Origin of the sequence: Clostridium sp. FP1, assembly GCF_011065975.2 — a bacterium.
GTDB classification, from domain to species: domain Bacteria; phylum Bacillota; class Clostridia; order Clostridiales; family Clostridiaceae; genus Clostridium_AD; species Clostridium_AD tagluense.
Genome location: NZ_JAAMNJ020000001.1, coordinates 3,500,368 through 3,514,700, shown reverse-complemented (window position 1 = coordinate 3,514,700; position 14,333 = coordinate 3,500,368). Strand labels below are relative to the sequence as shown.

Below are 14,333 nucleotides of genomic sequence, written 5' to 3'. Positions count from 1 at the left end.
AAACATAAAATATATTTAAGGGGAGCGGATACATATGAATATATTAGTAACTGGAGGCGCTGGATTTATAGGTCGGTGGGTGGTTAAAAGATTATTAGAAGATGGTCATATAATAACTGCATTTGATAATATGTCAAATGGAAGACTTGAAAATATAGAAGAGTTTGAGGGGAATAATAGTTTTAGATTTATAAAAGGCGATATACAAAACGAAAAGACTTTGGATGAGGTTTTTAAAGAAAAATTTGATATAATATATCATCTTGCAGCATCAATAAATGTGCAAGATAGTATTGATAATCCAAGAACTACTTTTTTCAATGATACTGTTGGTACTTTTAATATACTTGAAAAAGCTAAGATTCAGATGTTTGGCAAAAATGGTAATATGGATGGTGATGGATGGGTTTTAGATTCTAAGGAGGATACTTATCCATGTAAGGTAGTATTTATGAGCACCTGTATGGTTTATGATGCAGCAAATGATAGTGGAATAGATGAAAATCATCCTACAAAACCTATGTCACCCTATGGTGGAAGTAAAATTGCAGCTGAAAACATGGTGCTGTCATATTACAATGCTTATAAACTCCCAACGGTAGTTATAAGACCTTTTAATACTTATGGACCTTTTCAAAAGACTGGTGGAGAAGGTGGAGTTGTTGCTATATTTATAAATAATTCACTTCATGGAAGAGATATAAATATATATGGAAGTGGGAAGCAGACAAGAGATTTACTTTATGTTAAGGATTGTGCTAGCTTTGTTGTTATGACAGGTTACTCACAAAAGGTAAATGGTGAATTAGTAAATGCAGGCACTGGTAGGGATGTTACTGTTAATGAACTTGCAGAGATTATAACAAATAAAAGAGTTAAAATAAATCATGTAAAACACATTCATCCACAAAGTGAAATTATGAAACTTAAATGCAACTATAATAAGGCTAAGGAGATTATGGATTGGAAGCCAGAGTTTACTTTAGAACAGGGAATAGAAGAGACAGAGCACTGGATAAAAGGTGCAAAACTATTTAAATAATAATTGGAGTGGGAGATGAATATAAACAATTCATAATGGGAAATGAATTCAATGATGGCAAAATTTTGGATTTGTTATTGGCGATGTAAGAGATTATGAAAGAGTAGAAAGGGCTATGAATAATGATATAGAATGTGTAGTATTTACAAGTTCAGATAAAGCCATTAATCCAGCTAATTCTTATGGGGCTACTAAGCTTTTAGCAGAAAAATTAGTACAAGCTACAATGCTTAATTATTGATAAATAATAAAATAAGCTTGAATATAAAGTTTTGCTAATATATGTCGATAATATACTAACAAAAATTTTAAATGAATAGTTATAGGATGTGAAGTATATGATTATTAATGGTTATGGTGCATTGGATTCTCTTAATAGGGTTGCAGGTAAAAACAAAAGAGAGGATAGTACCATGCAGAAGTTATCCTCAGGAAAGAGAATTGTAAAAGCAGCAGATGATGCTGCAGGACTTAGTATATCTGAAAGCTTTAAATCTCAAATAAGAGGCTTATCTCAAGGAGAAAAAAATTCTCAAGATGCAATTTCTATGGTTCAGGTAGTTGATGGAGCACTAGATGAAGTTACAAAATCTTTACATAGAATGAATGAAATAGCAATTCAAACTTCTAATGGTACTTTAACTGATGAAGATAGAAAATGTGTAGATAAAGAATTTCAAGAGCTAAAGGAAGGAATAACTGGGATAGCAGAACAAGCAGAGTTTAATGGGATAAAGGTGATGAACAGTGATAAAACCCTTGTGATACAGGTTGAATATAATCCCTATACTATTTTCAAGTTGCAATTTAAGGATATGACAGCTAAAAGCATAGGGATAGATACTAATTCAGTTGTAGATTCAGTTCAATCCCAAAAGTCTATAGGGGATATTAATCTTGCACTTTCAAAAGTACTTTCATATAGAAGTGATCTAGGTTCAAATGTTAATAGTTTACAGTCTGCAATTAAATCTTCGTCTAATAATACTGAAAATTTAACAGCATCTTTATCTAAAATAGAAGATATTGATATGGCAAGCGGAATGATGCAAAAAATTAAAAATGACTTACTAGCCAATTGCAATTCTATATTGTATGCATCTGTAAAGCAAAGTGCTGAAAATGTTCAGAAGATACTTCAATAAATGATAGCAAGTACTCTGGCATGTGAATTTTGGAATCAAAACAAGAAATAGGTATAAATATGAATAGAAGAGAAGAACTAAAAAAGAATTTAAACAAGAGCTACAGTGGGCAATGCATGTAAGTGTGTTGCTTTTCACTAAACTAAAGTAACTGTGAACTAGGAAAAAGATAGTAAATAGGAGGCGAAAATGGATATAGCAGCATTATCAATGATAACGAGTCAATCAAGAGTACAAGAATTAGCAGGTATATCAGTAATGAAGATGGCAATGGAAACTGGAAAAGAAACGGCTACACAGATGACGGAAATGCTGAAGAATGTTGCAGTAGATACTAATGTTGGACAGCACTTGGATGTTATGGCATAATTTTAGATTAAAGATAAGAATTACATGATAAGCTAAACAATATTGGAATGAGCATTGGTGGCTACAGAAATAGCTATTGGTGCTCATTTTGCTGTAGGAATTATTTATTAATTTATATTTAGTTATCTTATGACTATGTCAAATTTGATAAGGGTAATAGTGATAAGTGTCTTATAAAACCATAAAAAAATAAGATTTTAGACGGCAGGTGAATATTATAAATAGTATAAAATTAAAAATAAAACCAATAAAGCTAGAATAATATTTCTAATGAGCACAATATTTTTTATAACATCCATTTTAGCTAAAATACATAATACAAGCATGCTTTTAAAGGAAAATAAAAATTTTGAAAGAAAAGTAATTATAAATAACACTAATAAGCATGTCTTTAAAAAAGAAATAAAAAACCAGGCAGAGGTGATAAATTACATTTTAGCTATTTCTTATACATTAGGAGAAGCTCTAAATTATATAGAGCGAAATCATAAAAATAATACAAACTTGCAGGTGAAAATAGTATTTAATTTCTATAGTAGCTGTAAATATTATAAATAAGGCATTAAAACTATGGATGGTGATTTAAATAATAAAAATATAAAAGTTAGAAACAAATAATTTAGAATCTCTACTCAATGCATTAATGCATGCACTTGATGAAAATAATACACAAATGATAGAAAATATTATAAATTCTAAACTTATCAATGAATATAATCATTGGAAAATTGATATAGAAAATGAATTTGGATAGTGTAAGTTTTTTAAATAAGGACTTTCCGGTGCCATAAAGTTGTTCAAACACCTTAGAACTTTCTTTTATATTTCTTATATTAAATGACTTTTTAAGTTGGGAATGTAGCTAGATTTGTGTAAACAAATCTAGCTACATTCTTTTTTTGTATAAATAAATGGTAGTTGCGGTAATGATATCTAATAATTAAGTTAGGAGGAATGGTTATGAAAGAAATTGAAGCACCAGATTTTGATTTAAAGGCAGAGGTTAAAAAATGTAAGATTATGAGGATGTAGTTGGTAAGAATGGTTTAATGCAAAGACTACTAAAAGGTGTCATGCAGCAAATGCTGGAAGGGGAAATGGAGGAGTTATTGGGTAGAGAAAAGTACAAAAGAGTTGAGGATGATTCAGATGGGAACTACAGAAATGGTTACAGTGAAAAAAATATAAAAAGTAGGTTTGGAAACGTTGAAATTGATATTCCAAGAGATAGAAACGTTAAATTTGAACCTAGGATAGTAAAAAAATATGAAACAGTTTGTGATGAGCTTGATAACAAAATAATTGGAATTTACGCAAGGGGTATGCCAACAATAGATATACAAACAGGGCTAGAAGATTTATATGGAATTGATGTTTCACCATCAATGATTTCTAAGATAACCGATAAGGTTATGGGTGCTGCTGCAGATTGGCAAAATAGAACACTAGATAGTATTTACCCAATTGTATATATGGACGCAGTCCACTGGAAGAGAATAAGATAGTTACAAAGGCCACATACATCTGTATGGCCCTTGATATGAGGGGACATAAAGATATACTTGGAATATGGATTGGCGAACAAGAAGGAGCAAATAATTAACAATAATCAGCTAAATATATATGGACGAAGAAAAAGAGGCTCTTGGTATATGGGTAGGTGTAAATGAAAGCAGTAAGTTCTGGCTAGCGCTTAATGACCCTAGATATAGAGGCTTACAGAACGTTTTGTTGTTCTGCATAGATGGATTAAATGGATTTAAGGAAGCAATAGGATCCGTATATCCCTTTGCAAAGATACAACGTTGTATAATTCATCAATTGAGAGCAAGCATGAAATATATACCACATAAAGACAAAAAGGCTTTTGCCAAAGATCTAAAGGCTGTTTACAGTGCATTAAACGAGGATGTTGCGCTTGAAAATTTAATTTCTGCAAAGAAAAAGTGGGGGAATAAATATCTAAATGCAATAAAGAGTTGGGAAGATAATTGGGATAATATTATAACTTTCTTTGTATTCCCAGATTATATTCGTAGAATTATATATACCACAAATGCTATAGAAAGCCTTAACAGTCAATTCAGAAAAGTAACTAAGACAAAACTTATATTTCCGAGTGACGAGAGTCTTATGAAAATGCTGTATTTGGCTACTGAAAAGGTAAGCAAAAAATGGACTCGAGTATACGCGAATTGGGATCTTGTTATTAGCCAACTCAATATATTATTTAATGAAATCCTAAATGCAGGAGCGTAGCTTAGGGACTCCATCTCCCCCTGAGGTTTATCGCTTTAGTTCTAACAGGAACATGCAAAACGGGCCACCAAAAGGCTACCCGTTCCTGTATAGGAGATCAATAACCGCTCGGGTTGCCCCTCAGCATTGCCCTGTCCTGTTACTAAACATGTATATTATTGACTAAAAATGGGAATAATATACTATATAAGGATGATGAATTAAAAGTATTCATCGGCTTTAATTAACATTTTTTTGCCTAAGAGAGAGAATACACAAAATTATTTACACGCCCAATAATCAACTAAACTATGCTCGCGACTAACCATTCCATATTCAATATAATGCCTTTTATATTTTTTTCTACGCACTGTTGACAATGCACAAGTATGCCATCTTCTAATCTGCCACAGTTTTTAGCTGTATCTATAAACTTCTCATCAATATCAGCAAAGTAAAACATATCTCTCTGTACCATATTACCAACCCCTTATATCTATTAAATCTTCTAATATGCTTTTCTCAAAACTTGGCTCTAGGCATATTTCATTATATCTAGCAGTTGTATACAACTTAATATCAACATCTTTTGAAATATTTAAATCTTCTATAGAATCCTCTAGGTCATGCCTTACCTGTCTTAATTCCTTTTTAGATTTAATTGTAACAAATATTTCAATATAATATTTTCTTAACGTTTATTTAGGAGTAAGTTGGGTATTTCACACCTTGCTAGGCTACCTGCTATCTGGTGATTCGTGTAAAAAAATGTAAGCAAGAGGTAATCAAATGGATATAACAGCAGCATCAATGACAATGAGTTTGCTGTTTAAGAAGGGCCACATACTACAACAAAAATAAAACTTTAGTGGGGGGATAACAATTGAGAATTGTTATCTGCTCCAGAGGTCTACAAGTGGATAAATCTCCTTCTGAAGTCTTTAATTGCAGCGACTCAGGAGATGATTTAACTATATTTCCTACATCTAAACCAGTAACTTTTAATGTGTCGGGCATTCCTGAATTAATTACATATCCCAACTAGAATTTTAAACAAAACCTTTTAAATATATATATATAAACATTATCGCCCAATTATAGATATACTTTATACTTATTCACAAAATTGAGCAATAAGGGACATTTAAAAAATATAATGTATTATTTAAACATTAGTTGGAAAATTTTTAATGTAAATCTATATTTGAATATAGAAGTATTCAAATAGTTCAAGCAAAGAAGAAAATTTATATAAAGTTATTAACTATTTAAACGAAGTATCAATTAAGAGAATATAAAATTCGTCATGGATTATTAATAAGACTATATAATGCTTAAGTAAGTGAAGATAATAGCTTTGTCAATCATCTATTTTTATAAATTATTTAAATTAAGAGAGGCGATATATGTGAGTAGTAATAATCAAGTTTCAATTAACATTGAAACAATGCGGGAAATTATTAAAGAGTTAAAAGAAATTAGCAGTCTTTGCTCTACTCCAGACTTAAAAATGAAAGTTGTAGGACTACAAAAGGCTGTTTCTAGTTTGCTTGAAGCGGGGATCAAAATATCTCCTAAAGATTTGATATATGAAAAAATGGTTGAAGTCAAGCAGCTTAATCCAGAGCTTCATTTTAAGTTATATATGTTATATAGAAATTTAACCAGTAGCAGGATATCAGAAGTAGATGCTATGGCTTATTATGAAAGTTACTTAAGTATGTTCCCATCGGATAAGATGGTATATTAGGGTACTTCAGTTATAGTAATAACATATAAAGAAGTGAATGTTGAAAATAGGAATTGAAAAATACCTGGCGATTCCTAAAGAAAAGTTCAATATATCCGATATGATGAAATAGATAGTAAAAAAATTAATGGAGTTGATTTTATGAGATTAAGTAAGAATATGGCCTCTTTAGATATATATAGAGCATACAGTAAGAATCTTACTAAGCAAAGTGGGGCATTAGGGAGAATATCCTCTGGTGTTAAAATAAATAGTTCAAAAGAAAATCCTAATGCAATTGCTCAAAGTGAGAGACTTAGAATGCAGATAAGAGGTCTTCAAATGGCGGCAAAAAACACTCAAGATGGAGTTAGCATGATTCAAACTACAGAAGGTGGTATTGAAGGTATTACTAGTAGCCTGCAAAGAGTTAGAGAACTATTGGTACAATCTGGAGGAGCTACAACCCAAGAGGATAAAGATGTTATTCAAAAGGAAATAAATCAAATGTTAAATGGCGCGGATGACATGGCAAAAAATACTGAATTTAATGGAGTTAAGCTTTTAGTTGATGATACTGTTCCTCCTAATGATAATAAGGGATCAACCGTTATAGAAACGGTAACAGGTGCTAATGTAGGAGAAAAAATTGACATACCAAAATACAATCTAACTAGAAAAGGTTTGGACCTTAGTGATGGCAAGGTAGATGTCAATAAAATAGGCGATTCTCTAGAAAATGTAGATAAAGCCCTTGATATAATCATTAGTGCTAGAAGTAAATTTGGAGCTTTAGAGAACAGATTGGAAAGCAGTTATAATTCTACAATTGAAATAGCTGATAAAATACAATCCGCTGAAAGTAGTATAAGAGATACGGATATGGCTGAGGAAATGATGGAATATTCTAAGTATAATATTCTTATAGAAGCTGGGAATGCTATGATGGTTCAATCCAATAAGATACCACAGGATGCATTAAGAATACTCGAGAATGTTAGAAGTAGATAAAAAGCACAGTTATGATGAGTTCTTTGGTTTTAATACCTGAAAACCCATATTTTTAGATGTGGGAGTTTCAGGATACTATTAAATATAACAGCGCAAAAGGAGACTTGATGAAAATTAAGTCTTTTTTTGTATAATATAGTTAAATTAATAGACAAATTACTACAATAATGTATAATATAAAAGAAGATTGTAAACAAGGAGTGAACTTCATAAAAATCATTAACAAGAAACATAACCTTAAAAATAGACGTTTTAACAGCGAAATATGGCAGTTTAAATTTTAAAATCAATATATTTTATAAAAAATAGAAAAGAAAACATTCACGAATGTAAGAAAATAGTATATAATTAGAAATATATTATATATCAAAGCAAATTTAGCTATTTTTAGTAAAAAATAAGATTTTAAGAAGTAATTTCATATGATATGTCTAATGGCATATGAAGGGAGATAAGAATTGTGGGTATAATTGGGAGTTCAGTAAGCGAAAATACGTATAACTTGTTGAAAAAGAGTATGGATGCTTCAGCGCTTAGAAGCAAAGTTATTGCAAACAACGTTGCAAATATCAATACAAAAGGTTATAAGAAATTCTATGTTACATTTGAAGACACATTAAATGACAGCATGGGTGAAGATACATTGAAAACTGACAATAATAAACATATGCAAACCGGTAGTGCTAGTTCCGATATTTCAGTAAAAAGGGACGAGACTACCAGTATGAGACAAGACGGAAATAATGTGGATATAGACCTAGAAATGACTAATCAGGCAGCAAATACATTAATGTTTAACGCACTGGTTAAGCAAGTCAATAGTAAGAATGCACTTACAAGTTATATTATTGGAGGAGGGAAATAGTACATAATGAATAATGTTTTTAGGGGAATGAGAATAAGTTCTAGTGGACTCACTGCAGAAAGATTAAGGATGGACACCATAGCTTCTAATGTAGCAAATGTAGCTACCACTAGGGGAGAAAATGGACAACCGTACATAAGAAAAATAGCTGTATTTCAAGAAAATCTGCAACAAGAATTAGATAAAACTACAGGCACATATAAAGATAGTTTTAAAGGGGTAAAGGCTGTTGGTATTGAAAATGATAAATCACCTTTAAGGCGTGTTTATAATCCATCCCATCCAGATGCAGATGTGGACGGGTATGTGAAAATGCCCAACGTAAATATTTTAAATGAAATGGCGGATATGATCGCGTCTACAAGAGCATATGAGGCAAATGTAAATTCTATGAATGCTATAAAAGGTATGTTTTCTAAAGCTTTAGAAATAGGTAAATAGGAGAGTGATTTATGAATATTAATGCTTATGTCAATAATACAAAAATATTTAATGAACTTCAAAAGAATCCTGTTGAGGATGAGAATAAAAGTACTGATTTTTTAGATACATTAAAAGAAAAATTAAATGAGGTTAATGATAAACAAATAGAATCAGATAACCTTACTCAAAAGTTTATAAAGGGTGAAGAAGAGGATGTACATAAGGTCATGTTATCTACAGAAGAAGCTAAACTGTCACTGGAACTAGCAGTACAAATTAGAAATAAACTTGTGGATGCCTATCAAGAATTTAATAGAATGCAGATATAGTAGGGGGGCAGCATATGAGTAAGCTATTTGAAATGAAGAATAAAATTTCGCAAGGCTTTGGTAAATTAAGTAAAAGCAAAAAAATAGCTTATAGTTTACTTGCAGGCGTTATTATAGTAGCCCTTGGATCTTTTATAGTAGTAGCATCGAAGACTAAATATGATGTGTTATTCTCAAATATGACACCAGAGGATTCAGGTGCTATTGTAGCGAAGTTAAAAGAAAAAAAAGTTACATATCAGGTAAATGGTAATTCCATACTAGTGCCTAAGTCGGATATTGATAGCCTTAGAATGGAACTTATGTCAGAGGTTAAGATTACAGAGGGAAGTCAAGGATTTGAACTTTTTGATAATGGAAAAATGGCACCTACAGATACAGAAACTAAAATTATGTATCAACGGGCTTTAGCTGGGGAGATTGAAAGAGCTATTAAGTCTTTTCCGGAAATTGAAGGAGCTAAGGTTAATTTGGTTTTACCAGAAAATACAGCTTTTGTTCGTGAGACGGAGCCAGCTAGTGCTTCTGTTGTATTAAAACTTAAGCCAGATACTAAACTTGCGAATGAACAGGTAAAGGCAATAGTTGCATTGTTAACCGGAGCTGTAGAAAATCTTCCAAAGGAAAATGTAAGCATAGTATCTGATAAATTTCTGCTTTTAACTGAGGGTTTATATGATAAAGAAAAAGATACTTTAACTGGTTCTACAGATAAGCAACAAGTATTAAAAGCGCAAATTGAAAAGGAATTAGAAACAAAAATAATGAAGGTCCTAGAGCCTATATATAAAAGCGGAGTAAGGGTTTCCGTTAATACAGAGCTTGATTTTGATGCAATTGAAAGAAAAAATATTACCTATGATGAAAAAAAGGGAGCAGTAGTGAGTTCACATGATATTGAGACATGGAATGGAGGCACTAGCACTGGTTTATCCACTAGTCCTGTAGATGAGGCTGCAAAGAACACTTCACCTACAACTACTAAGGATGGTAATATTGTGAATAAAGAGTCAACAAAAAATTATGAGAACTCAAAAACAGAAGAAGATCTAGTGAAGGCACCTGGAGGAATTAAAAGAATTACTACTTCAGTTGTATTAGACGGTAATTTAGATCAAAATACTAAAACCTCTGTAAATAATTTAGTTGCGCAAGCTATAGGGTACTCTGAAGGGAGAAAGGACTCTATAAGTGTAGAAGGAATGTATTTTAATAGTGATAGTAAAAAGCAGGCGGAAAAAGCACTGCTAGATATAGCGAATGCTGATAAAGCCGCTGCAAAAAAAGTTACATACACTCGTATTGGATATGGGGTTTTAGCTATCTTATTATTTATTATATTGCTTCTTGTAATTCGTAGGTCTAGTAAGAAGAAGGAAATAGAATCTGAAGGCATTGATATGATAATTGGAGATAATATCCCTCCAAAGCAGGAAGAACTTTTTGATCCTATTGAATTTGAAGTTAACGATGAAAAATCAAATATGGAAAAACAAGTTAAGAAGTACGCGGCAGATAAACCAGAACAAGTTGCGGAAATAATTAAGTCTTGGCTGACGGAAGATGAGAGGTGATAAATAATGGCTAAAGGTGAAAAACTTACAGGGATTCAGAAGGCGGCTATATTATTTATAACCTTAGGACCGGACGCTTCATCAGGTATAATAAAGAAATTACCAGAAAAGGATATCCAAAAGATAACCTACGAAATTGCTAATATAGTTTCAGTTAAAGCTGATCAAAGACAGGCAATTCTAGATGAATTTATGGAAATGAATAAGGCAAAGGATTTTCTTTTAGAAGGTGGAGTTGACTATGCAAGGAATTTGCTTTCAAAAGCACTTGGTAACCAAAGGGCAAAAGAGATATTAGACAAGGTTATGGAAGAAACGCAACAATATAGACCCTTTGCTATTGCAAGAAAAGCAGATGCACATCAACTTTTGAATGTTATAGCTAATGAGCATCCGCAGACTATAGCACTTATTATGTGTTACATGCAGCAAGATAAAGCAGCGCAGATAATGTCAGCTTTGCCACTGGATTTGCAAAGTGAAGTGTCTTTTAGAATTGCAACTATGAGTAGTATTTCTCCTATGGTTGTTAAAGAAATTGAAAAAGTTTTAGATGCAAAATTATATTCTGTTATTAGAACTGATACTACTGTGGTTGGCGGAATCGAATCCTTAGTAGGTATTTTAAACCAAGTAGATAGAACTACTGAAAAGAATATTACCGAGGGTCTTGAAAGAGAAGATGCAGAACTTGCAGAAAAGATTAAAGAATCTATGTTTGTATTTGAGGATATTATCACCTTGGATGATGTTGCAATACAAAGAATTTTAAGAGAAGTAGATACTAAGGACTTATCTCTTGCATTAAAGGGCTGTTCAGAAGAAGTGGCAAATAGCATATTTAAAAATCAATCTAAGAGAGCCGCAGCATCTTTAAAAGAAGACATGGAGTTCCTAGGACCAGTTAGACTTATGGATGTTGAAAAAGCACAACAAAAAATTGTTGGTATTTTGAGAAGGTTAGATGAAGCTGGTGAAATTGTACTTTCAAGGGGTGGTGAAGATGCGCTCATCCTTTAATGTTATAAAAAATTCAAGGGTTATAAATCAGGGAAATAAGGAAATAAACACCCAGTTAAGTGGGTCTTCTGTTGGAGAAATCCCGGAGGAAAATTATGAAACTAAAATGGAAAATATTACTAGCTATGAGAATATAGCTAGTAATATAGTAGAGAATGCACAAAAAGAAAGCGAGAAAATTATTTCCAAAGCTTTTGTGGATGCAGCAGAGGCAAGAACACAAGCATTTAAAGAGGGGATAGAAGAAGGACACAAGGAAGGCTATGAAAATGGTTATAATGAAGCTATTGAAGCGGCAAGGCAGGAGGCTCAGAAAGTTAGAAGGAAGGCTGATTCTATATTAGTTGCAGCAAAAGCGGAGTATAATGATTATTTAATAGAAAAAGAACAACATATAAAAGCCTTAGTTGTAAGTATAGCTGAAAATATATTAAAAAGAGAAGTTGTGGAAAAAAATGCCTTAGACGAAATGATTTTTAATTGTATAAAAGATGAAAGAAATATAAAATCTTATATTATAAAAAGTAATAGTTCTCATTTTGCTGCCATAAAGGATCAAATTGAAAATTGGAAAGGAAGACTTGCTTTTCAAGGAGATATATTTGTAATAGAGGATGATTTTTTAGACGATGGAACTGCTGTTATTGAAAAAGAAACAGGTAAAAGTATTGTAAGTATATCTTATGGTATAGAAAAAATAATAGAAATTTTTCAGCAGGAGCAAATACAAATTTAGAAGGGCGAGAACTATTATGATAGATCTAAATTTTGAGTATTTAATGAATAAAATTCCTGATATTAACTACACTTACTGCGAAGGTGTGGTAGTTAATGTTATAGGACTTACTATTGAAGTTCAAGGAATAACGGCTTTTGTTGGTGAAGTGTGTAAAATTTATAATATATCAAATGAGGAAATCGCTTGTGAAGTTGTTGGATTTAGAGACAAAAATGTAATTCTAATGCCACTTGGGGAATTAGTGGGCATATCGCCAGGCTGCACCGTAGTGCCAACTGGTAGTCCTTTGACAGTTAAATGCTCTGATGAATTGTTTGGAAAGGTCCTAGATGGATTAGGTAATCCATTAAAAGGCGCTGAAATTAGTAAATACACAACTTATCCACTTAATGCATCCCCTCCAGATCCTCTAAAAAGACGTAGAATAACAGAGATTTTACCTACTGGAATTAGAGCAATTGATGGCTTTTTAACTTGTGGTGAAGGGCAAAGAATTGGTATCTTTGCAGGTAGTGGAGTAGGCAAGAGTACAACTCTTGGAATGATAGCAAGAGAAGCAAAAGCAGAGGTAAATGTTATCGCGCTTATTGGAGAAAGAGGACGAGAAGTACTGGATTTTATAGAAAAAGATTTAGGTGAAAAAGGAATGAAAAAATCAATTATTGTATGTGCAACTTCTGATAAGTCAGCCCTAGTAAGGTTAAAGGGGGCATTTACAGCTACAGCTATTGCAGAATACTTTAGAGATCAAGGAAAAAAAGTCATTCTAATGATGGATTCAGTAACAAGATTTGCCATGGCCCAGCGAGAAATTGGACTAGCTATAGGAGAGCCCCCAGCTACTAAAGGCTATACTCCATCAGTGTTTGCGATGCTGCCTAAATTAATGGAGCGTAGTGGAATGTCACTCAAGGGATCTATTACAGCTTTTTATACAGTACTTGTTGATGGTGATGATTTTAATGAACCAATAGCAGATGCTGTTCGAGGTATACTAGATGGACACATAGTTTTATCTCGATCACTAGCATCAAAAAACCATTATCCAGCTATTGATGTTCTAGGTAGTGTAAGTAGGTTAATGTCTGAAATTGCCACAGTGGAACATAAACAAGCGGCCTCAACAGCAAGGGAGCTTATGGCAACTTATAAAGATTCTGAAGATTTAATAAATATTGGAGCCTATGTAAAAGGAAGTAGCGAAAAAATTGACAAGGCAATTAAGTATAATGATAGCATAGAGTCTTATTTAAAGCAGGGTATAAATGATACTACAGACTTTAGCCTTAGTTTAGAATTGCTGAAAAACATGTTTAATGATATTTCATAACCCTAAGTGATGATTTAATTAAAGATTCACATAGAGGTTCTTAAGAAGGTTTTTAGAGAGGAGTTTTAAATTGGGAGAGGTATATAAGTTTAGATTGCAAAAGCTTCTTGATATTAGAAAAGATATTGAAGATAAAAGTAAACTCCAATTTAAAGAAGCACAAAGAGAAAAAGAATTGGTGGAGGACCAGCTAAATAATTTAAAGGGAAAATATGAAATCTATAGAAATATAGATTCATATGAATCAGTTGTTGAGCAGAAAATGAAACAAAATTATTTAAATGCTCTAAATTTGGCTATTGACGAAACCACAGCAGTTTTAGAGGGCAAAGAAGAGATTCTAGGGCAAAAAAGACAAGAACTGAAACAATGTCAAGTTGAAAAGAAGACTGTTGAGATTTTAAAAGAAAATCAAAAGAGCGCTTTTTTAAAAGAGCAGAATTTAATAGAGCAGAAAACTAATGATGAGTTTGCGCTTTATGCTTTTATTAGAAATAATCACAAGGAGAGGAGGTGAAA

At 32.2% G+C, this 14,333-nt stretch carries 16 protein-coding genes and 2 pseudogenes; 17 read left to right on the top strand and 1 reads right to left on the bottom strand.

Going from position 1 to position 14,333, the window contains the following annotated elements; genetic code table 11:
* The first annotated feature begins 34 nt into the window (after nt 1-34).
* The 6 genes and pseudogenes from G9F70_RS17220 (at nt 35) to G9F70_RS17195 (ending at nt 4,815) form a co-directional block, all read left to right on the top strand.
* Nucleotides 35-1,042, top strand: coding sequence for a dTDP-glucose 4,6-dehydratase (locus G9F70_RS17220; protein ID WP_164944350.1), 1,008 nt, complete (start codon nt 35-37; stop codon nt 1,040-1,042).
* Between the two features lie 14 nt (nt 1,043-1,056).
* Nucleotides 1,057-1,265, top strand: a pseudogene (locus G9F70_RS17215) (polysaccharide biosynthesis protein); the annotation flags it as partial.
* A gap of 115 nt (nt 1,266-1,380) precedes the next feature.
* Complete coding sequence (locus G9F70_RS17210) at nt 1,381-2,187, top strand: flagellin (protein WP_164944349.1); 807 nt, start codon at nt 1,381-1,383, stop codon at nt 2,185-2,187.
* 189 nt (nt 2,188-2,376) lie between these two features.
* Nucleotides 2,377-2,556: a YjfB family protein gene (locus G9F70_RS17205; protein WP_164944348.1), complete on the top strand. Its 180-nt coding sequence runs from the start codon at nt 2,377-2,379 to the stop codon at nt 2,554-2,556.
* A 270-nt stretch (nt 2,557-2,826) separates the two neighbouring features.
* Entirely contained in the window at nt 2,827-3,114 is a 288-nt protein-coding gene (locus G9F70_RS17200) for a hypothetical protein (RefSeq protein WP_224617641.1), read from the top strand.
* 402 nt (nt 3,115-3,516) lie between these two features.
* Nucleotides 3,517-4,815, top strand: a pseudogene (locus G9F70_RS17195) (transposase).
* 283 nt (nt 4,816-5,098) lie between these two features.
* Here the strand turns inward: G9F70_RS17195 and G9F70_RS17190 are convergent.
* Nucleotides 5,099-5,272 (bottom strand): hypothetical protein, encoded by a 174-nt coding sequence (locus G9F70_RS17190; RefSeq protein ID WP_164944149.1) that lies wholly within the window; start codon nt 5,270-5,272, stop codon nt 5,099-5,101.
* Between the two features lie 405 nt (nt 5,273-5,677).
* Here G9F70_RS17190 and G9F70_RS17185 point away from each other — a divergent pair, with 405 nt between their 5' ends.
* The 11 genes from G9F70_RS17185 (at nt 5,678) to fliJ (ending at nt 14,331) form a co-directional block, all read left to right on the top strand.
* The gene (locus G9F70_RS17185) at nt 5,678-5,839 is read left to right on the top strand and encodes a hypothetical protein (RefSeq protein ID WP_164944347.1); all 162 of its coding nucleotides are present in this window, start codon (nt 5,678-5,680) and stop codon (nt 5,837-5,839) included.
* A 363-nt stretch (nt 5,840-6,202) separates the two neighbouring features.
* Nucleotides 6,203-6,544, top strand: coding sequence for a hypothetical protein (locus tag G9F70_RS17180; RefSeq protein ID WP_164944346.1), 342 nt, complete (start codon nt 6,203-6,205; stop codon nt 6,542-6,544).
* 141 nt (nt 6,545-6,685) lie between these two features.
* Nucleotides 6,686-7,534 carry a flagellin gene (locus G9F70_RS17175; protein WP_164944345.1) on the top strand — a complete coding sequence of 283 codons (849 nt, stop codon included), beginning with the start codon at nt 6,686-6,688 and terminating at the stop codon, nt 7,532-7,534.
* 460 nt (nt 7,535-7,994) lie between these two features.
* Entirely contained in the window at nt 7,995-8,399 is a 405-nt protein-coding gene (flgB, locus tag G9F70_RS17170; RefSeq protein ID WP_224617639.1) for a flagellar basal body rod protein FlgB, read from the top strand.
* 6 nt (nt 8,400-8,405) lie between these two features.
* Nucleotides 8,406-8,840 carry a flagellar basal body rod protein FlgC gene (gene flgC, locus G9F70_RS17165; protein WP_164944344.1) on the top strand — a complete coding sequence of 145 codons (435 nt, stop codon included), beginning with the start codon at nt 8,406-8,408 and terminating at the stop codon, nt 8,838-8,840.
* Between the two features lie 11 nt (nt 8,841-8,851).
* Nucleotides 8,852-9,151: a flagellar hook-basal body complex protein FliE gene (gene fliE / locus G9F70_RS17160; RefSeq protein ID WP_164944343.1), complete on the top strand. Its 300-nt coding sequence runs from the start codon at nt 8,852-8,854 to the stop codon at nt 9,149-9,151.
* Nucleotides 9,152-9,165: 14 nt separating this feature from the next.
* On the top strand, nt 9,166-10,725 hold the full coding sequence (gene fliF, locus G9F70_RS17155) for a flagellar basal-body MS-ring/collar protein FliF (RefSeq protein ID WP_164944342.1): 1,560 nt from the start codon (nt 9,166-9,168) through the stop codon (nt 10,723-10,725).
* 6 nt (nt 10,726-10,731) lie between these two features.
* Entirely contained in the window at nt 10,732-11,745 is a 1,014-nt protein-coding gene (gene fliG, locus G9F70_RS17150) for a flagellar motor switch protein FliG (RefSeq protein WP_164944341.1), read from the top strand.
* Complete coding sequence (locus G9F70_RS17145) at nt 11,729-12,481, top strand: flagellar assembly protein FliH (RefSeq protein WP_164944340.1); 753 nt, start codon at nt 11,729-11,731, stop codon at nt 12,479-12,481. Before fliG ends, G9F70_RS17145 begins: the two co-directional genes overlap by 17 nt.
* Before the next feature lie 16 nt (nt 12,482-12,497).
* Nucleotides 12,498-13,814 carry a flagellar protein export ATPase FliI gene (gene fliI / locus G9F70_RS17140; protein ID WP_164944339.1) on the top strand — a complete coding sequence of 439 codons (1,317 nt, stop codon included), beginning with the start codon at nt 12,498-12,500 and terminating at the stop codon, nt 13,812-13,814.
* 70 nt (nt 13,815-13,884) lie between these two features.
* Complete coding sequence (gene fliJ / locus G9F70_RS17135) at nt 13,885-14,331, top strand: flagellar export protein FliJ (RefSeq protein WP_164944338.1); 447 nt, start codon at nt 13,885-13,887, stop codon at nt 14,329-14,331.
* The last annotated feature ends 2 nt before the right edge of the window (nt 14,332-14,333 follow it).

Bases quoted from the DNA above. Each gene is read 5' to 3' on its own strand.
- G9F70_RS17205 (WP_164944348.1), top strand. From the start codon at position 2,377: ATGGATATAGCAGCATTATCAATGATAACGAGTCAATCAAGAGTACAA.
- G9F70_RS17145 (WP_164944340.1), top strand. From the start codon at position 11,729: ATGCGCTCATCCTTTAATGTTATAAAAAATTCAAGGGTTATAAATCAG.
- fliI (WP_164944339.1), top strand. From the start codon at position 12,498: ATGATAGATCTAAATTTTGAGTATTTAATGAATAAAATTCCTGATATT.
- fliE (WP_164944343.1), top strand. From the start codon at position 8,852: ATGAATATTAATGCTTATGTCAATAATACAAAAATATTTAATGAACTT.
- flgC (WP_164944344.1), top strand. From the start codon at position 8,406: ATGAATAATGTTTTTAGGGGAATGAGAATAAGTTCTAGTGGACTCACT.
- G9F70_RS17210 (WP_164944349.1), top strand. From the start codon at position 1,381: ATGATTATTAATGGTTATGGTGCATTGGATTCTCTTAATAGGGTTGCA.
- G9F70_RS17200 (WP_224617641.1), top strand. From the start codon at position 2,827: ATGAGCACAATATTTTTTATAACATCCATTTTAGCTAAAATACATAAT.
- G9F70_RS17190 (WP_164944149.1), bottom strand. From the start codon at position 5,272: ATGGTACAGAGAGATATGTTTTACTTTGCTGATATTGATGAGAAGTTT.
- G9F70_RS17220 (WP_164944350.1), top strand. From the start codon at position 35: ATGAATATATTAGTAACTGGAGGCGCTGGATTTATAGGTCGGTGGGTG.
- G9F70_RS17175 (WP_164944345.1), top strand. From the start codon at position 6,686: ATGAGATTAAGTAAGAATATGGCCTCTTTAGATATATATAGAGCATAC.
- fliF (WP_164944342.1), top strand. From the start codon at position 9,166: ATGAGTAAGCTATTTGAAATGAAGAATAAAATTTCGCAAGGCTTTGGT.
- fliG (WP_164944341.1), top strand. From the start codon at position 10,732: ATGGCTAAAGGTGAAAAACTTACAGGGATTCAGAAGGCGGCTATATTA.